The organism is Pseudomonas sp. HN8-3, assembly GCF_020790195.1.
GTDB classification, from domain to species: Bacteria; Pseudomonadota; Gammaproteobacteria; order Pseudomonadales; family Pseudomonadaceae; genus Aquipseudomonas; species Aquipseudomonas synxantha_A.
Window position 1 is genome coordinate 5,222,927 of sequence record NZ_CP086206.1, and the last position, 20,253, is coordinate 5,243,179.

The window sequence follows — 20,253 nt, forward strand, 5'->3', positions numbered from 1 at the left end:
CAATCATGCGCGCCGCTCGGACTCGGATCCGTATCGAATCGCACAGGGATGGTGGCCATGAACGAAAGGACGTTGGGTAGTGCAGCGGGAGTCTCAAACCTGCTGTTCGGGGTGTACAACACAGTGGTTGCCCTGCTTGGCGTGATGCTGGCCTATAAAGGCGGCGTGCTGATGGCCGCGGGCGGGTCACCCTATTACGCGATGATGGGCACCGCGCTGTTGTTATCGGCCATCCTCTTGGGCCTGAAAAAGTCCTTGGGCCTCTATCTTTATGGCGCAGCCTCTGTGGCCACCTATGCCTGGGCGGTGTGGGAGTCTGGTTACGATGGCTGGGCCTATATTCCACGCCTGGCCTGGCTGGCGGTTCTCAGCGTGCCGTTCCTGGCGTTCTGGCCCGTGGTACGGCGTGATTTTGCCAACGTCAGAAAAAGTCATTACTTCACCATTATGGGTGTGCTGCCGCTGGTGATGGGGGCTACCATCCTGGTGCCGCTGTTCTTCCCCACAAGCGTTCACCTTGCCGACTCGACGCTTGCCACCACACGCCCCGCCGCCGCCTTCAGCCGCAGTTCTGTCGCCTCTCCAGACGGCAATATTGCCGCGTCACACACCGAGACCAACTGGACCGCCTATGCAGGCTCCAACCTGGGCAACCACTATTCAGCCGCGTCGCAAATCACGCCTTCGAATGTGTCGGGCCTGGTCAAAGCCTGGGAATACCACCACGGCGACGTGAAGCAACCCGGTGAGAAAACCAAGTACTTGAACGAAGCCACGCCGATCAAGGTGGGTAACTCGCTCTACACCTGCACCCCCAAGCAAATCATCATTTCCCTGGATGCCACCACTGGAAAGGAGAACTGGCGATTCGACTCCAAAGTCGACCCGGACTACTTCGCCAATGGCGGCGCCTATTGCCGTGGTGTCTCTTATTTCGAAGTCCCCAATGCCAGTGGCTTGTGCGCCTCGCGCATCATTTGGGGCACCAATGATATTCGCCTCGGCGCGGTAGACGCCCTGACCGGCCAGGCGTGCCCCGACTTCGGCAACGCAGGCTTTGCGGATTTGAAAGACGGGCTGGGCACTTTCAGAAAAGGCTCGACGGGTATCACGTCTGCCCCTCTGGTCATTCGCGGGGTGGTGATCACCGGTGGCCGAGTACTCGACTCGGATGTGCGCCCTGCCCCCTCGGGCGTGGTGCGCGCCTACGATGCAGTGACCGGCAAACAGAAGTGGGCCTGGGATTTGGGCCGGCCAGACACCAACGCCCCCGCGGGTAACAACGAGACCTACACCCTCAGCACCCCCAACTCGTGGGCACCGCTGTCGGCCGACGATGAACTGGGCCTGGTGTATGTCACCACCGGCAACGCAGCGGGCGACTTCTATGGCGGCACCCGCACAGCACAAGAAGACACGTTCAGCTCGTCCCTGGTCGCACTGGACGCCACCACCGGTAAAGTCCGCTGGCACTTCCAGACAGTCCACCATGATCTATGGGACTACGACCTGAGCCCGCAACCCAGCCTGATTGATTTTCCGACGGCTGCCGGGCCACGCCCGGCCGTGATCCAGGCGACCAAATCCGGCCAGTTGTTCGTGCTTGACCGCGCCACCGGCGAACCACTGGTGGATATCGTGCAAGCTCCTGTCCCACAGGGCACCGCCCCGGGAGACTACACCGCAGCCACCCAGCCACTGTCCCCTGATATGCCGAGCACCATGGGGCGTCCATCGAAAACACCGGAAGTACTGACCGAAGCCAATGCCTGGGGCCTGACGCCTTTCGATCAGATGCAATGTCGCCTCGAATTTCGCCAGGCACGCTACGAAGGGATCTTCACCCCGCCGGTCGTGGGCCAGCAAAGCCTGATCTTCCCCGGCCATCATGGCGGCTTGAACTGGGGCGGTGTGATGGTCGACCTCAAGCGAGGGCTGCTGATCATCAATAACCAGCGCCTTCCTTATATGCAGGGGCTGGTGCCTCGCGAACAACTCGACGCCATCAATGCCAAGTCGTTCCAGGAGTCGCCGGGCAATGCCCAAGGCTTCCGCGTCCAGGCCGGCCTGCCTTACGGCGCGATTAAAGATCCGTGGATGTCATCCCTGGACCAGCCTTGCATTGCGCCACCCTGGGGCTTTATCTCCGGTATCGACCTGCGCACTCGCGATGTCGTGTGGAGCCGCCCGTTCGGCACAGGCTATGACAGTGGACCTTGGGGGATCGCCTCCAAGATGCGCTTCGAAATCGGTACGCCGAGTGATGCAACGGGCGTGACAACCGCTGGCGGCGTGACGTTCATCGGCGCCGCTATTGACCGGTTCATGCGGGCTTACAACAGCGAAAGCGGTGAGCTGCTCTGGGAAGAACGCCTCCCGGCAGGCAATCAGGCTTCACCCTTGACCTACATGAGCCAGGGTCGACAGTACGTGGTGGCGGTGGTTGGCGGTCATGACCGAATCCCAACCAAGTTAGGTGACAGCATCATCGCCTGGGCCCTGCCTGAGCAGTAAATCGAGTGCTGCAAGAGAGGCTCGCCATGAGCGTATCGGTGGGTAAAACATATACATGTTCTACCCCCCTCAGTCATGGCGTAGTTTCTGGCACGTGTCGCATCACTTCAGAGTGATGACAGGCTAATGACTTATCGCGGGAAATTTATAAGTAGCGGCCATCACTGCTGCCCTTTATTCACGTAGCAATACCCACTTCTACGCCAGATTCAAAGCGCCTGACTCTCTCAGCGCGCTCGCAGGCGATTGCGCCCGGTTTACTCACCTGATGAGAAGCCTGCGCATCGATATATACGCTTTACGCTTTATAAAATTGGATAGGAATTAACAATGCTCGAACTTTCTGATGGTTTGTATCTATTGGTGGGCGTCAGTTTTATTACGTCATTCATGACGGCTGCCATTGGCGTGGGCGGCGGGATTGGACTGCTTGCGGTTATGCCTCAATTCATCCCCATTTCTGCGGTTGTACCGGTTCACGGCTTGATTCAAATGGTCAGCAACGCCAGTCGATTCGCGTTTGACTTCAAAAGTGCAAAAGTGGAAATCCTGCCTAAATACGTTATCGGCTGCCTGGTCGGCGCGTTCATCGGTTACTTCTTCATCGGCAAATTTCCCGAGCAATATTTATCACTGATTCTCGGCTTCTTCATCCTGGCCATCACCTGGACCAAGATCGTCGCACGCCTGGGTTTTATATTTAAAAACTTTGCCCTGGTGGGCTTTTTTCAAACCTTCCTTTCACTGTTCGTGGCCGTAACCGGTTTGATATCGCAGCCCATCCTGATGAAGATGAATATTAATAAAAACGAAGTCATTGTCACCCACGCCATGCAAATGAGCGTACTGCACGGGCTCAAGGTCGCCGCCTTTGTTATTGCAGGTTTTGCGTTCATGGATTACGCCAACCTGATCATCATCATGATTACCGCCTCTACATTGGGTTCGTACCTGGGCGGCTTTCTCAGAGACCGTATATCGCAGCGTGTCGGCGCAATGCTGTTAAAGGCAGGGGTGACGTTTTTTGGTTTGAAGATGATCTTCGATCATTTTTTCAACGGCCTGTAAAAAGTTCTTCCAATAAAACAAGGAGCGTGAAATGAGCATACGTAAGTTTGATTTTTTTGAAACCAAAGAAATCTCAACGTTTCTGAAAGAGCATGGATATTGCGTTATCAAGCCTCAAGACCACTCTCTGGAAGCCTTTAGAGAGACCGCCGGCAAGTTTGGGCTGATTCAGTTTCATACCAAGTCCGATGAACACGGTGTGGTGGGCGGTGGCGAGCCGATCAACAAGGACTGGCAACGCTTCAAGGATGATTATCATGGCGAACTGTCGAGCGATTTTTTCCCGCATACCGATGGGTCATTCTTGAATGGCATCGCCTACGTAGAGGGCACTGCGAAAAAAATCACGCCCCCCAAATTCGTCATTCTCCAGTGCGTTTCAAAGCCTGAATTTGGCGGCGACAACTTCCTGGTGGATGGGCAGAAAATCTACAATGACCTGCTTGCCCATCACGCTGACACATTAAAAATATTGATGACCAGCGGCAGTGTCACTTACTGCCGCGACGATTTGCTGTCCATCGATTGCGCCGTCTTTGAAAAAATCGATGACGAAACGTTAAGAATTCGCTACCGCTATGACAGCACTGCGTTTATTCCCGAATGGGCCAGCGCGGCGTTTAAATACATCCAGACCCACTACTCCACCAACGAGCGTTACATTACCCCCATCAGCCTTGAGCCAGGGGACATCCTGGTGATGGATAACCTGCGGGTCCTGCATGCCCGGCATAAATTCATCGATGGCAACCAGCAGAGAAAAGTAAGAAGGCTGTGGATCGCTGATGACGCGAGCACCACATTCAAGAACATCCTGGATCAATCCCCGGTACGCAGGGCCATGCTGCCCTTTCAGAACTACAATATTGCCCAGTCTGAAACCGCCGGGCATTCGTTCATCGAGTACACCTGCGGCATCCACGCCCAAGCGAGCAAATCGCTGCCAGACGCGCATAAGCAATTTGACAGTGCGCTTGAAGCGCTTTAAGCCCTTCAAGACAACCTCCTTGCTGTGATTCAACGCTTTCAGGTAACCCCCCAGTCATCAAAACGACTGGGGAGTTACTTACATTCAAGGCTTTCTGGGTTTGATCCGGGCCGTAGCTTCGGCCACCAACGGGTCATCCGGCCAGTAATGCTTCGTACCACCTAGCACCTTCGACATTGACAGCGTTGTAGCCCCTGACTTACCGGGCTTATGAGGTTTGCGTGAGAAACACCGTTGACTGTCAATCACGCTATGACGGATTGACATTTGGAAAGGGGATTTTATAGAGGGTTGACACACCACGGCGCATAGCGAAGGGAGCTCAGACGGGAAAACATTGACATTCAAAAGCCAACCACGCCCCTCTGGCCCCAATACACCATGACGGCACAAGGCCCCTGACCGCGAAGACCGCTCACATTCCTGGGGGAATATAACCGGGGACATACCTGACATTGGTGCACTTGCCATGAAGAATTCGTCCATCTTCGATCAGGAACTGCGCAATCTTCTTTTGTTGATTGATCTTCGCCTGCAATTTGCAATCGGAACTGTGCCCGACTTGTTGATAGTGTTCGGTGTACACCATGCCATTACCGGTATGGGTCATTGATGTCCCGGCCGCTTCGGTGGTGGTCCAGCTCGCGGACTTGTACCAGGTCAGCACCGCCAAGGGTTCGCCGTTCGAACCGAGTTCCTTTTTCATCGAATCGGGTTTGCCGAACAAGTCCAGCGCTTCCTGCATATCACGCCCTTCCCAGCGGCTTTGCGCAATAGTGGAACAGCCAGTCAAGAGCAAGACGGCCAACAGAGTGGTTAACAATAAGCGTATGTAAGTCATTGGCTGTCCCGGCTTATTTATTCAGTTCGAGCAGGCTGTCGATGTTGTCCATCATCTGGCTCTTTTCCTGAATCGGTGCGAGTTTGAAGAACATCTGCTGCAGCATCTCGATCATCTGCAGGTATTCCATCTTGCCCACGGCGGCCATGTCGTTTTTAGCTCGACTGCCCGGCGCACAGGCAAACTTCAGCGCTTGCTGTACCCAGAACTCTTTCGGGGTTTGCCATTGATTGGAAACTTTCAGATGGCGCAGGGTGTAAGCCAGACGCTCGACGGATTGGCCATTGATAAAGCGCACTTTGCCCGTAGAGCACTGGGCTTCGAGGTTGTACACGTCGATCATTGGTTTGCCGGGCTCTTCATAAACCAGGGTCACCGCGACCATGGTCGCGCCTTTAGTTTTTTCAGAAGGCACTACCGACGTGGCATCGGCGACGTACATGATGTTTTTTTGGGCCACGCCGTTGCCGTAGATAATCCACCAGTCACCAATCGGATTGGGCTCTTCGGCATTTGCCGAATTGGAGGCAAACAGCAGCGCAGCCGACAAGAAGATCAACTTCTTGAACTTGAAGAGAAATGACATGGGCAGTTCCGTTCCTTGGTTACACGTTGCCAGGCAGCAACTTGTTATTGTTCGGGCCGCCACTTTAGGAGGCGGCTCGGACAGGCACAATTAGGGCGGATGGGCTAATGGCGCGCTGCCATTACTGCTCAGGTGCCTCGAGGTTTTGCCCGTGCTGTGGCTTCGGCCACCAACGGATCATCCGGCCAGTAATGCTTCGGATACCGCCCCTTCAAATCCTTCTTCACCTCGGCGTAGGTACTGCGCCAGAAGTTCGCCAGATCCTGCGTGACCTGCACCGGCCGCCGCGCCGGGGACAGCAGGTGCAACTTCACGGCCAGGCGCCCGCCGGCGATACGCGGGGTGTCTGCCAGCCCGAACAATTCCTGCAAGCGCACCGCCAGAATCGGCGGCTGCTCGCTGTAGTCCAGGCGTACCGATGATCCCGACGGCACTTTCACATGCTGCGGCGCCAACTCTTCCAGGCGTTGGGGCAATGGCCAGGGCAGCAGGTTATGCAGGTAGCTGGAAATATCCAGGTTGGCGAAATGGCTGAGGCGCGAGACCTTGCCCAGGTAAGGCATCAACCAGTGTTCGAGGCTGGCCAGTAGCGCCTTGTCGCTGATGTCGGGCCACTCGCTGGTGTTGCCGGCGTCGAGTTGGCGCAACAGCATCACACGGGCTTGCCACTGACGCAGTTCCGGAGTCCAGGGCAGCAGTTCCAAGCCTTTGCGGCGCACGAGGTTGACCAACGCCTGGCTGCGGGCGGATTCGTCGAGGCCGGTCAGCGGTTCGCGGCTGAGTACCAGTTCACCGACTTTGCGTTGGCGCTCGGCACGCAAGACGCCTTCGCGTTCGTCCCAGTCGAGTTGGTCGACATTGCGCACTTGCTCGGCCAGCACGGTGTCGAACAACGCCGGATCAAAATCCGCCGCCAGGTAGATGCGTTCTTCGCGCTGGCCCTGGCGACTGCCCAGGTCGGCGATCACCAGCCAGGGTTGTTTCATCAGGCTGTCGGCTTCGGCAAACAGCGCCGCGCGACCATTGGCCAGGCGATATTCAGCGCCACCGGGGCGACGTTGCTGGGCGACGCGGTCCGGGTAGGCCAGTGCCAGCAAGGCGCCGAGCCAGCGCGGGTGGTCGGGATTGTCCACCGGCTGGGTCGCCTTGCCGCGCAGGTAGCCACGGTATTGCCGTGCCAACTGCTTGGCGCGCTGCACGCCACCCTGAGTGCCGCGTGCGCGTTCTTCACCGGCCATCAGCGCCAGGCGGCTGTGCAAGTCGGCACCGCCGCCGCGCAGGATATCGCGCTCGCCCAACAGGGCTGCCACGTCACAGGCCATGGCAGCCAGCCCCAGGTCCTGGCCACGCAATAACAGATGGGCAATACGCGGGTGGGCCGGCAGCTCGGCCATCTTCTGGCCATGGGCGGTGAGGGTTGCTTCGTTCAATGCACCCAGGCGTTGCAACAGCTCCTGAGCCTGGGCATAGGCGGCAGTCGGTGGGATGTCCAGCCAAACCAACTGGCTGGGCGTCACGCCCCAACGCGCCAGTTGCAAGGCCAGCCCGGCCAGGTCGGCGGCGAGAATTTCCGCACTGCCATAGGCGGCCAAACCGTCATGCTGGTCTTCGGACCACAACCGATAACACACCCCCGGTTCCAACCGCCCTGCCCGACCGGCGCGCTGGGTGGCGCTGGCACGGGAGATGCGCTGGGTGTCGAGGCGCGTCATGCCGCTGCCCGGGTCAAAACGTGGCACCCGCGCCAGCCCGGCGTCGATCACCACGCGCACGCCGTTGATGGTCAGGCTGGTCTCGGCGATGTTGGTGGCCAGCACCACTTTGCGCTTGCCGGCCGGCGCCGGGTCGATGGCGGCGCGCTGGGCGTTGAGGTCCAGCTCACCGTGCAGGGGGCATAACAGCACATCCGGGCGATCACCCAAGGCCTCGGCCAGTTGCTGGTTGACCCGGCGAATCTCCGCTTGCCCCGGCAAAAACACGAGCACGCTGCCGGTCTCGTCATGCAGGGCTTCGAGGACGGTTTGCACCACGCGCGGCTCGATAAACTCCCCGGCCTGGTACGGCCGGCCCCAGCGCATCTGCACCGGGAACATGCGCCCTTCACTGCGCAGAATCGGCGCGTCATCCAGCAAGCCCGCCAGGCGCTCGCCTTCGAGAGTGGCGGACATCAGCAGGATCTTCAGCGGCTGGTCGTCGCGAAACAGCTCGCGCCCGTTAAGGCTCAGGGCCAGCGCCAGGTCGGCGTCGAGGCTGCGCTCGTGGAATTCGTCGAAGATCAACAGGCCCACGCCATCCAATGCCGGGTCGTCCTGCAGGCGGCGAGTGAGGATGCCTTCCGTCACCACCTCGATACGCGTGTTGGGGCCGACTTTGCTGTCCAGGCGAATGCGGTAGCCCACGGTCTCACCGACCTTTTCGCCCAGCTCGCTGGCCAGTCTTTCGGCGGCGGCCCGTGCGGCCAGGCGCCGGGGTTCGAGCATCAGGATGGTTTGCCCGGCGAGCCACGGCTCATGCAACAAGGCCAACGGCACGCGGGTGGTTTTACCGGCGCCAGGCGGCGCTTCCAGCACGGCTTCATGGCGATGCGCCAAGGCGTCACGCAGGGCGGGTAAAACATCATCGATCGGCAACGAATTCATACTGGCTCCAAAGCAGAGCGGCGAGTATAACGGCGAACTGCCGAGTGCCGATGCGGGTCTTAAATACACCCACTCTTGGGACTGTAATGCAGCGTGGAGCTCAGCCAACAGTAACCACGATGCGAAGCGAGCCGCTCTTGTTCTTGATCTTAGGCGCCCCGTCAAACCACGCTGGCCGGAATCCGACATGGATTTGGGGGGGTAAACCGGCAGGGATGCCGGATGAGCCGCCCCGCGCCATGGATGGCGCGTGGCGGCGGCCCCCCAAATCCATGGCGGATTACGGGCACACCGAGCCTGAGCGAGGTGCCGAGTGGTGGGGCAAGAGCGTTTTGCTTGCTTTTGCGCTCTTTTCAAAAGTGAGCCGCTGTAAAAGCGGAACCAATATCAGCCGTTACCGCAGGAATGGATATGTACTCGGTCTGATCCAGCATCCTGGCCGGCCCTGAGGCCGCCATCGGGAGCAAGCCCCCTCCCACAGTTACAGCGCCACACCACAGGAGATGTATTTATGGCTCCCACATTGGATCATCGGCGTTTGGCAGATCTGGCTTATAGTCACCCTTAAATAGTGTTCAGGAGACTTTTTCATGCGTATCGCTTCCCGTGTCATCGGCGGTGTCCTCGCCGTCACCCTGCTGAGCCAACTCACCGCCTGCGGCTCGATTTTCTACCCCGACCGCCGTGGCCAGATCGACGGCAAGATCGACCCGGCCATTGCCGTGCTCGATGCCGTCGGCCTGCTGTTCTACGTGATCCCGGGCCTGATCGCGTTTGGGGTCGACTTCGCCACGGGCGCGATCTACTACGAACCCGGCAAGACCGCCCAGGTCGCGCCCGAGAAATTGCACGAAGCCATCGGCGCCGACGGCAAGGTCGACAATGCCAAGCTGCAAAGCATCATTGAGAAGGAAACCGGCCGCAGCTTGCCGCTGGACGACCCGCGTCTGATCCAGTTCAAGGGCAGCGTGCAACAACTCGCGTCCCTGGGCCTGCAGCCCGCCGCGTAAGGACAGCCCATGACCAGCAGTCCCGAACACGCCAGGCTTCTGCGCCTGGCCACCCGCGCCACGGTGGGCGTGGCCAGTGTGCTGATTATCACCAAGGCCATCGCCTGGTGGCTCAGCGGCTCGGTGAGTATGCTCGCCGGGCTGACCGACTCGCTGCTCGACGGCGTGACCTCGCTGTTGAATCTGCTGGCCGTGCATTACGCCTTGCGCCCGGCCGATGACGATCACCGTTATGGGCATGGCAAGGCGGAGTCGCTGGCGGGCATGGCGCAAGCCTTGTTTATCGCCGGCAGTGCGGTGCTGATTGCACTCCAGGCCTTTGAACGGCTCAAGCATCCGGAGCCGGTCGGCGCACCGTGGCTGAGCATTGGCGTGATTATCCTGTCGCTGGCGCTGACCGTGGCCCTGCTGATGCTGCAACACCGCGTGGTGCGCGAGACCGGCTCCAACGCGGTGCGCGCCGACTCGCTGCACTACCGCTCGGACTTGCTGCTCAACGGCAGCATCCTGATTGCGCTGGTGTTGGCCGGTTTTGGCTTTCATCAGGTCGATGCCTGGTTTGGCCTGGGTATCGCCGCCTATATTCTGTGGAGTGCGATCCAGATCGCCCGCGAAAGCTTTGCGGTGTTGATGGACGAAGAGTTACCGTCAGATGTCAGCCAGCACATGCTGGAACTGGCTCGGGGCGTACCCGGCGTGCTGGGGGCCCACGACTTGCGTACGCGGGTTTCCGGCAACCACTGGTTTGTGCAGCTGCACCTGGAGTTGCCGGGGGAATTGACGCTGTCGGTGGCTCACGGCATCAGCGACCAGGCCGCCGACGCCATTCACCGGGAATACCCGAAAGCCGAAGTATTGGTGCACGCCGACCCGCTGGAAGTGGTCACCGGCAACAAAACCTAGTACTGCACCTGATACCCACGACTGCCCAGGCAGTTGCCCTGGGCCTGGCGGTAGGTTTGCACCACCGCCGGGTCCGGGGCGTAGGTGACGGTGCGCGGGTCGAAGCCGCTTTGCTGCACCGCCCAGCGATAACAGTCGTAGCCGTCCTGCTGCACCTGCGCCGGCGATTGGCCGTTGGCAGGGTAGGCCACTACGTCATAGCCGTTGCCTTGCGGCGCCGGCTGGGGTGATGGCACTTGCGCAGGAGGCTGCACCACCACGTATTGCTGGGTGCTTTGCTCATAGGCGTAGTACGCGCCAGCGGCAAGGAACAACAGCGAGCCCCCTACCCATACTTCACGCGCATAGTCCGGCAGGTAATGCACACGGATGCCATAGGGTGGCGTCACCACCACGTAGCGTGGGCCTTGGGGGCGATACCAGTAGCCGCCGGAGAAAAAGTAGTCCTGGCCACGGTAAGGCACGCGGTAATTGCGGTCGGGAAAACGGTCGATGACATAACCAGGGCGATGTTGCGGGCCCGGACCCCAGCCGTTGCCATGCCCGTCGGGGCGGCCTGGCCAGCGGTTATCACCGGGGCGATCGTTACCCGGACGCGAACCGGGGCCGCCAGCCTCCCAATGCCGATTGTCATCGGGGCGCCTGGGGATATCACGGTAATAACCCTGGCGCGGTTCCTGAGTCTGGCGCACCGTATCGGGCCGGCCCTGGATCGGCAGGTTATTGGAAGGTTGCGGTGCAGGTCGCCCTGGCTCATGACCTTGCGGGCGACCTTGCCATTGGCCACCCTCGTGCTGGCCGCCGCGATCATCCTGCGGGTTTTGTGGACGTGGCTGATTGTGCTCAGGCCGTTGACCCGGGCCCGGTGAGTTATCGCGCTCGTCGGCCATTACCTGCGTGCCGACGCTTGCCACCAGCAAACCAACACCTGCCATACGCCAGATGCGCTTCATGCTTTTCCTCACTGCGGATTAGGGCCTACACATGAGACTGGAAAAGCCTCACCCGGTTCTCACGCAGGTTATCAGTCGTGGGCACTATTTTCTCAAGGCAAAAGAAAAGGGGTGACCCGTCGGCCACCCCTTGAGAATTTCGTCCGTGCTCAACGCTTTTGACGTTGGCTCACCTCACGCCGTCTTGTGGACAGTGTGCAGCCTGGAGGCCGGCTCAACCCTGCTGGGGCGGCGGCCGCAGCGGGCCTGATTGGGCGCGCTGCTGTGGACTGTTGTCCAGGCGGTGATTCTGTTGGTAATCATAGGCGTGCCGGGCGGACAGATGATTGCGAAGATTGCGTCAATAAACAGTGCTTGCGCAATTTTTAACCCTTCATGGATAATTCACCGCAATAGTTACGACAAAGGCCAACCCAATGAGCAAGCTTGACCGATACGACCTGAGTATTTTGGCGGAATTGCAGCGCGACGCGAGGATCTCCAACCAGGAGCTGGCCGAACGCATCGGCCTGTCGCCTTCGCCCTGCTCGCGCCGGGTCAAGCAATTGGAAGACGACGGCTATATCGCCCGCCAGGTCGCCCTGCTGGATCGCAAGATGCTCGGCCTTAGCCTTACAGCCTACGTATTGATCGGCATGGACCGGCACACGCCGGAGCGTTTCGAGAATTTTGAAGCCGCCATTCGCACCTTGCCGCAAGTGCTGGAATGCAGTTTGGTGACCGGGATGGATGCGGACTACCAGTTGAAGGTGGTGGTGCCGGATATGGACCATTACCAGAAACTGCTGCTGGGCCATCTGACCCGCATCGAAGGGGTGACCAGCGTGCGTTCCAGCTTTGTGCTCAACCAGGTACTCAACAGCACCGAACTGCCGCTGACCCACCTGCGCACCTGAGAACACAGAGATTCAAATGTGGGAGGGGGCTTGCTCCCGATAGCGGTAGGTCAGTTGATAAATAACTGACACTCAGTCATCGGGAGCAAGCCCCCTCCCACATTTGGATTGTGCTTCGACTCAGGTCAATGTTGCGTCTGTAACGCTGCCGTATACTGCTCGCTTGTCTTGCTGGAAGAGCCCCATGAACAACATCGACCCCGCCCTGTTTGAAGAATGGATGATGACCGGCCTGGTCACTATCCTCATCATTTTCATGGGCTTTATCGTCTGGGACCTGGCGAAGAAATCCAAGGCCGGGCGCTTTGGCTCATTCATTCTGTTTTTCGTGCTGGGCCTGGGCGTGGCCGCGTTCATCATCAAGAGCGTGGTGATCGGCTTGATCGAGTCCGGCGCTTTATAGGCGCGCCGGTACTGCTTTCCATTGGCCTTGATCCAGGCCGTCGATAGACCAGTCACCAATGCGCACGCGCACCAGGCGCAGCGTCGGCAGGCCCACCGCTGCGGTCATGCGCCGTACCTGACGGTTGCGCCCTTCCCGAATCACCAATTCCAGCCAATGGGTGGGCACGCTTTTACGAAAACGTACCGGCGGGTTGCGCGGCCATAATGCCGGCTCATCCAACTGACGGGCCTCGGCAGGCAAGGTCATGCCGTCGTTCAGCTCGACGCCATCGCGCAGGCGTTGCAGTTGTTCTTCGGTCGGCTCGCCTTCCACCTGCACCCAGTAGGTTTTCGCCAGCTTGTGCTTGGGGTCGGCGATGCGCGCCTGAAGCTGGCCATCATTGGTCAACAGCAGCAAGCCTTCGCTGTCACGGTCCAGGCGCCCGGCCGGGTAAATACCGGGAATGTCGATGAAATCCTTGAGGGTCGCGCGACCGCCTTCGTCGCTGAACTGGGTCAACACGTCGAACGGCTTATTGAACAGGATCAGCTTCGGCTCGGCCGGTGGCGCCTTGGCGACACGCCGAACAGGCTGCGAAGGTTTCACGCCTGGGCGGCGCGAATCGGGACGGGTAGGACGGGACATGGCAAAGGAACATCTAACGGTCAGGACCGACAATGCTAGTGGCCTGACCGCCAAATGACCATCCCAACCGCTTAGCGGAACGGCGGCTCGTCGAAGCTGCGCAGTTTGCGCGAGTGCAACGAGTTGAGTTCGGTGCGCAACAGGTCGACCGCCTCGATGCCGATCTTCAAGTGCTGGCTGACCGCACGCTCGTAGAACGCGTTGGCCGAACCCGGCAGCTTGATCTCGCTGTGCAAGGGTTTGTCGGATACGCATAACAAGGTGCCGTAAGGCACGCGCAAACGGTAACCCTGGGCGGCGATGGTGCCGCTTTCCATGTCCACGGCCACGGCGCGGGACAGGTTGATCAGCGGCCGTTCCTGGGCCCAGCGCAATTCCCAGTTACGGTCGTCATAGGTCAGCACGGTACCGGTGCGCAGGCGTTTTTTCAGCTCTTCGCCTTTTTCGCCAGTGACGTGGGCCGCCGCTTGCTGGAGCGCCAACTGCACCTCGGCCAGGGCCGGGATCGGGATGTTCGGCGGTACCACGCGGTCAAGAATCCCGTCACGGCGCATATAGGCGTGGGCCAGTACGTAGTCGCCGATGGTCTGGGATTGGCGCAGGCCGCCGCAGTGGCCGATCATCAGCCAGCAATGCGGGCGCAACACGGCCAGGTGGTCGGTGATGTTCTTGGCGTTGGACGGGCCCACGCCGATGTTCACCAGGGTCACGCCGTGGCCGTCACTGGCTTGCAGGTGATACGCCGGCATCTGGTAGCGATGCCAGACCACGCCGGCGGCGATCGCCGAGGCTTCGCCGTGGTCCATGCTCTTGTCGATGACCACGTTGCCCGGCAGCACCATGCGGATAAAACGCGGGTCGCTGCGCAGTTGTTCCAGGCCGTGCAGGATGAACTGGTCAACGTAGCGGTGGTAGTTGGTCAGCAGGATCCACGGCTGTACATGGCGCCAATCGCTGCCGGTGTAATGCACCAGGCGGCGCAGGGAAAAGTCCACGCGCGCCGCGTCGAACAATGCCAGGGGCAGCGGGTCGGTGTTTTCCCAGTCGTAGAGGCCATCGGCAATGCCGTCGGTGGCGGCGGACAGGTCGGTACTGGGGAATACGCGGGCCAGGGTCGCGGCGGTCACGCCGGAGCCGGCCAGTTCGTCGCCCTGCTCCACCACGTACGGGTACGGAATGTTCTGCTGGCTGACGCCTACTTCCACCGTGACGGTGAAGTCGTGCATCAGCGGCACCAGTTGCTCCAGCAGATACTTACGAAACGCGGCGGGGTGGGTCACGGTGACGCTGTAGGTACCCGGCAGTTGCACCTTGGCATATGCACGGGTGGTCTGTGGGACTTCGCCATGGCAGTGGTAGGTCAGGCGCAGTTCCGGGTAGCGAAACAGTGCGCGTTGTGCGGCGTCGGGCTCGACGCGGTCCTTGAGGTATTGCTTGAGGGCTTGATTGAGCGCGCCGGTGGCTTGCTCATGCAGAGCCGCCAGCCGGTCCACGGCTTCTTCGGCGGTTTTAACGACAACAAAAGCTTCGGTCACGGTAAGCATCCTGTGTTCTGGACTTGCAGGCCTTTATCTTGCCTGTATCCCGGCCTCACCGAAACAGCCGGATTGGAATGCACCTTAAAATATGGGAGATGGCGGGGTTGAGCGCGCGACTATGGCTTCTACATCCACCCCACGCGGCAAGGTGCCATATACCCGCCCCGACGATTCGCCCAACCGGCTGGCGATAAACCCGTCGCTGACCGCCACATTTCCTGCTTCCAGCAATAACTTGGCCTGCAACGCCACGGCAATATCCTCAGTCAACTGCCGCGCACGGTACTGAATGTCCTGGGTGTCCATAAACGCCAACTTCAACTGCTCGATATGCCGCGCCAGTTGCTTGTCACCATGACCGTCTCCCAACTCCACAAACAGCACCTCCAGCACGCCCGGCTCTTTGGACAACGCGCGGAGTACGTCCAGGCATTGCACATTGCCGGAACCTTCCCATGTCGAGTTCACCGGCGCCTCACGGTAAAGACGCGGCAGGATGCTGTCTTCCACATACCCGGCGCCGCCCATGCATTCGGCGGCTTCGTTGATCATCGCGGGCGCTCGCTTGCAGATCCAATACTTGCCCACCGCCGTGACCAGCCGAGCGAACTTGGCTTCCTGTTCATCTTCAAGATGATCCAGGGCGCGCCCCATGCGCAGGCTCAAGGCAAGGGCCGCTTCGCTCTCCAATGCCAGGTCGGCCAGGACGTTCTGCATCAGCGGCTGCTGGTTGAGCACGCGGCCACCGACCAGGCGGTGCGCGCAGTGATGACTGGCCTGGGTCAACGCCTGGCGCATCAAGGCGCTGGAGCCGACCATGCAATCGAAGCGGGTCATGGCGACCATTTCGATGATGGTCGGCACACCCCGGCCCTCTTCACCGACCATCCAGGCCAGGGCGCCGCGAAACTCTACTTCGCTGGACGCGTTGGAGCAGTTGCCGAGTTTGTTCTTCAAGCGCTGGATATAGAACTCGTTGCGCGTGTCATCCGGGCGGTGCCGGGGCAGCAGGAAACAGGTCAGGCCCTTGTCGGTCTGGGCCAGGGTCAGGAAGCCGTCGCACATCGGTGCCGAGCAGAACCACTTGTGGCCCACCAGCTCATAGGCCTGGCCGGACCCACCCGCGCCCACCGGATAAGCGCGTGTGGTGTTGGCCCGCACGTCGGTGCCGCCCTGCTTCTCGGTCATGGCCATGCCGATGGTGGCGCCGGCTTTGTGGGCAATGCCGACGTTGCGTGGGTCATATTGGGTCGAAAGGATTTTCGGCAACCAGCGATCTGCCAGGTCCGGTTGCAGGCGCAAGGCCGGAACGCAGGCGAAGGTCATGGTCAGCGGGCAACCGGTGCCGGCCTCGGCCTGGCTGTGCAGGTAGGTCATTGCCGCACGGGCCACATGGGCGCCGGGCTGCGGGTGAGCCCAGGGCAGCGACGGCAGGCCATGCTCAACAGCAGTGCGCATCAGTTCGTGATAAGCCGGATGAAACTCCACCAGGTCAATGCGATGACCATAACGGTCATGGCTGCTGAACACCGGTTTGTTCTGGTTGGCCAGGAACCCGGCTGCCATCAACGGCCCTCCGGCCAGCGCGCCGTAGGCATCGATACGCGATTCGGCCCAGCCGGCGCCAAAGCGACGCGACCATTGCTGCAGGGGCAAGTCGATGCGATACAGGTTGGTGCCGTCCAGGGTCGGTGGCTGATTGGTGACGTCGTGGGTTTCGGCAAACTGATGCAGGTTCATGACGGGCCTCCTGGAAAAAGGCCACGTGAAAGAGGGGCCTTGAATTCAGTTAAGCACCGACCTCACGCTTAAAACAGTGGCATACCCGCCGAATGCCCGGCGCTTTCGCCCTCACCCAAGCGCAACACGCGGCGCTCCAGCACCCCTTGCAAGGCTTCGAACCGCACCGGTTTAGCCAGGCGATCAGTCATGCCGATGCCATGGCAGCGTTCACGCACTGGTCCATCACTTGAGCTACTCAAGGCGATCACCGGCAACTCACCACAGTCGGGCAGTGCACGAATCTGACAGCACAATGAGAAGCCGCCCTCAGGTACGTCGAGCAGCACCGCATCGAAGCGATTGCCTTGTAATGCCGCGAGTGCCGCCGGGCCGTTATCTACGGTTTTCACCCGGTAGCCGAGTTTGAGCAACATGCCACGCACCGCCAACTGGCCGACGCTGTTGTCGTCCACCAACAACACAGTGCAATCCTGGGGCGCACGCTGCCTGGGCTGCGCTTGCCCGCTCGGCTTGGGTTGCGCAGGCACCACGCTGACGTCCACCTCCAACTGAAAACGGCTGCCCTTGCGCGGCTCCGAATGATGGGTCAGGCGCCCACCCAACAGCTCGATCAACTGCCGGCAAATCGCCAAACCAATGCCCAGGCCGCCGTATTCGCGAGTCATCGAGCCATCAAGCTGGAAGAAGCGCTGGTACAGCGTGGCTTCATCGAGAAAGGCGAAGCCGATACCGGTGTCGGTCACAATAAAGCTCAGGTGCAATGCACCCTCCCCTTCGGGCACCCCGACCACGCGCAAGCGCACAGCGCCGAGTTGGGTAAATTTGAATGCATTGTCCAGCAGGCAATCCAGGCATTGGAGCAGTTTGTCGGCATCGCCAATCACCCGGTCCGGCAACTCATCGGCAACATCAATGGAAAACGCCAGGCCCTTGCTCTGCGCGCTGGGGGTGAACTGCTGGCGCAAGGTGTCGAGCACACCGCGCAGGCTGAACGCTTGCGGCTGGGCCACCATCCGACCGGCCTGCAACTCGGTCAGGGTGAGGATACCGTTGACCATGCGCATCATGTCCCGCGCCGAGCCCGCGGCGGTTTGCTGGTACTGCGCCAGGTCCTCGCCCAACGGCACGGTCTGCATCAATTCCAGGGAACCAATCACCCCATTCATCGGCGTGCGCAGTTCGTGGGTCAGGGTGGCGAGGAACTCGTCTTTGAGGCGATTACTGCGGGCCAGTTGCTGGTTGAGCGCTTCGAGCTTCTGGCTGGCGTCGAGGAGGATTTGCGCCTGCTGTTCGCGCATACCGTTGATGCGGTCGGCCAGGGCCAGGGACAGCAGCGCCACTTCAATGGCCGAGCCGAGCTGGCTGGCGTACATGGTCAGGAACACGTTGGGCAGGTAGCCCAGCACCATCAGCGTATTGACCACTCCGCCCAGCAGGAACGCCGACCAGGCGATGATGAAGTAGCGCGCCATGCGCTGCCCGCAGTACCAGGCCTTGATCGCGGCGACAAAGATGGTCACGGTGAACACCAGCGCCAGGCCGGTGGCCAGGCGCAGGGCCACGGCGTAGCTGGTCAACAGCGCCAGCGCCATCACCACGCCGCCGCAGGCTGCCAGCGCCAGCAGGATCCGGTCGATCCAGCGGCTGTGCTGCACGGTGTGCAGGAAGCTGCGAGCGAACAGGCTGCCGAACAATGCCGCCGATCCGATCAGGAACGGCACCGCCGCATTCGCCCACCACGGGTTGTTCGGCCAGAAGTACTGCACCGCGACGCCATTGACCGACAGCTGGTACAAGCCGAACGATGCAATATAGAGGATGTAATAGAGGTAGCTGGTGTCGCGCACGCTGAGGTAAATGAACAGGTTGTAGATCAGCATGCCCAGCAGCACACCATAAATAGCCCCGAGTACATACAAGCGCAGCGGTTGTTCTTCCAGGTACGCCGTGCCCGCCCACAGGGTCAGCGGCGCCTGGATCGAGCCCTGGCTTTGCAAGCGCAGGTACAGGGTCTGCTGCTGATCGGGCGCAAAATTGAGCTTGAACAGGTAATTGCTCTGGCTCACCTCACGGCTGGAAAACGGTAATGCACTGCCGGTGCGGGCGGTCAGGCGGTAGTGACCGGTGCCGTCGCTCTGATACAGGTCCAGGCGATTGAGCGGCGGATAAGCCAACTCCAGAAACCAGGTGCGCGGTGCACGAGGATCTGTTGCGCTGTAATGCAGGTTGACCTTGAGCCAGAACACCGAGCGCGAATAGCCGGCGTTGAGGGTGGCTTTGTCATGGGTCTTGAACTGGGCGGCGTAGGTGGGGGAACTGACATCGGCAATGGTGAGGGCATCGGTTGGATCTTCGAGCACTTGCATGACCTGGCCCAGCGGCAGGCTTCGCGTGTCCTGGTTGAACTCGACGGCGCCGGCGAGCAAGGGTAGCCCGCACAATATAAAGATCAGCAAATAGCGCATAGAGCCCCAGCGTGGCCTGTCCGGTTATGTCAAAAGCCCCCCATCCTTTTGAGAAGACGTACACCGGCGATACAGTAAGTTGTTTGAATGCACTTTAGCATAGCCATTAAAGGCCATTGGACACCATTGAACTATTTTTTTGAAAGGCTCTACATCAAGGTCTTCAGAGGACTTTCATGCTGTTTCAATCGCCAGAAAAGCGCTGTTCCAGCGCTCACACTTCAACCATCGTCAGACGGCCACGCAAAAAGCGTTTGGTGGTAAGCTCGCGCACCATGAATATCTACAGCTCTCGCCCTGTTGTCCTCTGTCTCTCCGGCCACGATCCCAGTGGTGGCGCCGGCTTGCAGGCAGATATCGAAGCCCTGCTCGCCCAGGGCTGTCACGCGGCCCCGGCCGTCACAGCGTTGACCGTGCAGAACACCGTCAATGTCAGCGACTTCCGCGTGCTCGACCGTGAGTGGGTGATGGCCCAGGCCAATGCCGTGCTCGGCGACTCCGAAGTCGCAGCCGTCAAACTGGGCATGCTCGGTTCCACCGCCATGGTCGATACGGTGGTTGAACTGCTGCAGGCGCACCCGCATCTGCCGGTGGTCTGCGACCCAGTGCTGCGCGCCGGCGGCGGCGGTAGCCTGGGCAAGGACGAGGTCGGCTATGCGATGCGCGAGCGGCTGTTGCCCTTGTCGCTGATCGCCACGCCCAACCTGCCGGAAGCGCGCATCCTGGCCGAACTGCCAGACGGCACTGCCGACGAGTGCGCCGAGAAACTGTTGCCGTACATCAAGCACCTGCTGATCACCGGCGGCCATGGCGACGAACATGAAGTGCACAACCGCCTGTACAGCCGCGACGGCACGCGCCATACCTTTACCTGCCAGCGCTTGCCTGGCAGTTATCACGGTTCGGGCTGCACCTTGGCCAGCGCCCTCGCCGGGCGCATCGCCCAGGGCGAAGGTTTGACCAGCGCGGTGCAATCGGCCCTCAACTACACCTGGCGCACCCTGCGTGACGCCGAGCAACTGGGCCATGGCCAGTTCGTGCCGCGCCGGCTGCCGCTGGATTTCTGCTCGTAACTTATC

16 protein-coding genes and 1 pseudogene are annotated in these 20,253 nt (G+C 60.3%); 8 read left to right on the forward strand and 9 right to left on the reverse strand.

What is annotated here, in order from left to right:
• Positions 1-57 precede the first annotated feature (57 nt).
• From LJX92_RS23215 to LJX92_RS23225, 3 genes are all read left to right on the forward strand, one after another.
• Entirely contained in the window at positions 58-2,514 is a 2,457-nt protein-coding gene (locus LJX92_RS23215; RefSeq protein ID WP_148854022.1) for a membrane-bound PQQ-dependent dehydrogenase, glucose/quinate/shikimate family, read from the forward strand.
• A 330-nt stretch (positions 2,515-2,844) separates the two neighbouring features.
• Positions 2,845-3,582, forward strand: coding sequence for a TSUP family transporter (locus LJX92_RS23220; protein WP_005791677.1), 738 nt, complete (start codon positions 2,845-2,847; stop codon positions 3,580-3,582).
• A gap of 31 nt (positions 3,583-3,613) precedes the next feature.
• Positions 3,614-4,570: a TauD/TfdA family dioxygenase gene (locus LJX92_RS23225; RefSeq protein WP_032879332.1), complete on the forward strand. Its 957-nt coding sequence runs from the start codon at positions 3,614-3,616 to the stop codon at positions 4,568-4,570.
• 84 nt (positions 4,571-4,654) lie between these two features.
• Here LJX92_RS23225 and LJX92_RS27170 read toward each other — a convergent pair.
• The 4 genes and pseudogenes from LJX92_RS27170 to hrpB all read right to left on the reverse strand — a co-directional run.
• Positions 4,655-4,723, reverse strand: a pseudogene (locus LJX92_RS27170) (hypothetical protein); the annotation flags it as partial.
• 262 nt (positions 4,724-4,985) lie between these two features.
• Complete coding sequence (locus LJX92_RS23230; RefSeq protein ID WP_005791680.1) at positions 4,986-5,411, reverse strand: hypothetical protein; 426 nt, start codon at positions 5,409-5,411, stop codon at positions 4,986-4,988.
• Positions 5,412-5,424: 13 nt separating this feature from the next.
• Positions 5,425-5,997 carry a hypothetical protein gene (locus LJX92_RS23235; protein WP_228309011.1) on the reverse strand — a complete coding sequence of 191 codons (573 nt, stop codon included), beginning with the start codon at positions 5,995-5,997 and terminating at the stop codon, positions 5,425-5,427.
• 128 nt (positions 5,998-6,125) lie between these two features.
• Entirely contained in the window at positions 6,126-8,636 is a 2,511-nt protein-coding gene (hrpB, locus tag LJX92_RS23240; protein WP_032879328.1) for an ATP-dependent helicase HrpB, read from the reverse strand.
• Positions 8,637-9,226: 590 nt separating this feature from the next.
• Between hrpB and LJX92_RS23245 the strand changes: the two genes are divergently transcribed.
• Together LJX92_RS23245 and LJX92_RS23250 are read left to right on the forward strand one after the other, a co-directional pair.
• On the forward strand, positions 9,227-9,646 hold the full coding sequence (locus LJX92_RS23245; RefSeq protein WP_005791686.1) for a hypothetical protein: 420 nt from the start codon (positions 9,227-9,229) through the stop codon (positions 9,644-9,646).
• A 9-nt stretch (positions 9,647-9,655) separates the two neighbouring features.
• On the forward strand, positions 9,656-10,549 hold the full coding sequence (locus LJX92_RS23250; RefSeq protein ID WP_228309012.1) for a cation diffusion facilitator family transporter: 894 nt from the start codon (positions 9,656-9,658) through the stop codon (positions 10,547-10,549).
• Here LJX92_RS23250 and LJX92_RS23255 read toward each other — a convergent pair.
• Positions 10,546-11,502, reverse strand: coding sequence for a DUF6515 family protein (locus LJX92_RS23255; protein WP_032879324.1), 957 nt, complete (start codon positions 11,500-11,502; stop codon positions 10,546-10,548). The genes LJX92_RS23250 and LJX92_RS23255 overlap by 4 nt on opposite strands.
• A 416-nt stretch (positions 11,503-11,918) precedes the next feature.
• On the opposite strand from LJX92_RS23255, the gene LJX92_RS23260 reads away from it, so the two are divergent.
• Both LJX92_RS23260 and LJX92_RS23265 read left to right on the forward strand, forming a co-directional pair.
• On the forward strand, positions 11,919-12,398 hold the full coding sequence (locus LJX92_RS23260) for an Lrp/AsnC family transcriptional regulator (protein ID WP_003194418.1): 480 nt from the start codon (positions 11,919-11,921) through the stop codon (positions 12,396-12,398).
• A gap of 193 nt (positions 12,399-12,591) precedes the next feature.
• The gene (locus tag LJX92_RS23265) at positions 12,592-12,801 is read left to right on the forward strand and encodes a DUF2788 domain-containing protein (RefSeq protein ID WP_025999909.1); all 210 of its coding nucleotides are present in this window, start codon (positions 12,592-12,594) and stop codon (positions 12,799-12,801) included.
• On the opposite strand, the gene LJX92_RS23270 is transcribed toward LJX92_RS23265, so the two are convergent.
• From LJX92_RS23270 to LJX92_RS23285, 4 genes are all read right to left on the reverse strand, one after another.
• Positions 12,796-13,428, reverse strand: a complete 633-nt coding sequence (locus tag LJX92_RS23270) for a pseudouridine synthase (protein WP_005791693.1) — start codon at positions 13,426-13,428, stop codon at positions 12,796-12,798. The two genes, LJX92_RS23265 and LJX92_RS23270, sit on opposite strands and share 6 nt — an antisense overlap.
• Positions 13,429-13,499: 71 nt before the next feature.
• Positions 13,500-14,972: an AMP nucleosidase gene (amn, locus tag LJX92_RS23275; RefSeq protein ID WP_164699529.1), complete on the reverse strand. Its 1,473-nt coding sequence runs from the start codon at positions 14,970-14,972 to the stop codon at positions 13,500-13,502.
• A 75-nt stretch (positions 14,973-15,047) separates the two neighbouring features.
• A complete protein-coding gene (locus LJX92_RS23280; protein ID WP_228309013.1) occupies positions 15,048-16,706 on the reverse strand; it encodes an acyl-CoA dehydrogenase family protein in 1,659 nt (552 codons plus the stop codon).
• A 68-nt stretch (positions 16,707-16,774) separates the two neighbouring features.
• A complete protein-coding gene (locus LJX92_RS23285; RefSeq protein WP_228309014.1) occupies positions 16,775-19,174 on the reverse strand; it encodes a hybrid sensor histidine kinase/response regulator in 2,400 nt (799 codons plus the stop codon).
• A 275-nt stretch (positions 19,175-19,449) separates the two neighbouring features.
• Between LJX92_RS23285 and LJX92_RS23290 the strand changes: the two genes are divergently transcribed.
• The gene (locus tag LJX92_RS23290; RefSeq protein WP_216092149.1) at positions 19,450-20,247 is read left to right on the forward strand and encodes a hydroxymethylpyrimidine/phosphomethylpyrimidine kinase; all 798 of its coding nucleotides are present in this window, start codon (positions 19,450-19,452) and stop codon (positions 20,245-20,247) included.
• The last annotated feature ends 6 nt before the right edge of the window (positions 20,248-20,253 follow it).

Coding starts and splice junctions, on each gene's coding strand:
- LJX92_RS23245 (WP_005791686.1), top strand. CDS start 9,227: ATGCGTATCGCTTCCCGTGTCATCGGCGGTGTCCTCGCCGTCACCCTG.
- LJX92_RS23260 (WP_003194418.1), top strand. CDS start 11,919: ATGAGCAAGCTTGACCGATACGACCTGAGTATTTTGGCGGAATTGCAG.
- hrpB (WP_032879328.1), bottom strand. CDS start 8,636: ATGAATTCGTTGCCGATCGATGATGTTTTACCCGCCCTGCGTGACGCC.
- LJX92_RS23285 (WP_228309014.1), bottom strand. CDS start 19,174: ATGCGCTATTTGCTGATCTTTATATTGTGCGGGCTACCCTTGCTCGCC.
- LJX92_RS23270 (WP_005791693.1), bottom strand. CDS start 13,428: ATGTCCCGTCCTACCCGTCCCGATTCGCGCCGCCCAGGCGTGAAACCT.
- amn (WP_164699529.1), bottom strand. CDS start 14,972: ATGCTTACCGTGACCGAAGCTTTTGTTGTCGTTAAAACCGCCGAAGAA.
- LJX92_RS23215 (WP_148854022.1), top strand. CDS start 58: ATGAACGAAAGGACGTTGGGTAGTGCAGCGGGAGTCTCAAACCTGCTG.
- LJX92_RS23255 (WP_032879324.1), bottom strand. CDS start 11,502: ATGAAGCGCATCTGGCGTATGGCAGGTGTTGGTTTGCTGGTGGCAAGC.
- LJX92_RS23225 (WP_032879332.1), top strand. CDS start 3,614: ATGAGCATACGTAAGTTTGATTTTTTTGAAACCAAAGAAATCTCAACG.
- LJX92_RS23290 (WP_216092149.1), top strand. CDS start 19,450: ATGAATATCTACAGCTCTCGCCCTGTTGTCCTCTGTCTCTCCGGCCAC.
- LJX92_RS23235 (WP_228309011.1), bottom strand. CDS start 5,997: ATGTCATTTCTCTTCAAGTTCAAGAAGTTGATCTTCTTGTCGGCTGCG.
- LJX92_RS23280 (WP_228309013.1), bottom strand. CDS start 16,706: ATGAACCTGCATCAGTTTGCCGAAACCCACGACGTCACCAATCAGCCA.
- LJX92_RS23220 (WP_005791677.1), top strand. CDS start 2,845: ATGCTCGAACTTTCTGATGGTTTGTATCTATTGGTGGGCGTCAGTTTT.
- LJX92_RS23250 (WP_228309012.1), top strand. CDS start 9,656: ATGACCAGCAGTCCCGAACACGCCAGGCTTCTGCGCCTGGCCACCCGC.
- LJX92_RS23230 (WP_005791680.1), bottom strand. CDS start 5,411: ATGACTTACATACGCTTATTGTTAACCACTCTGTTGGCCGTCTTGCTC.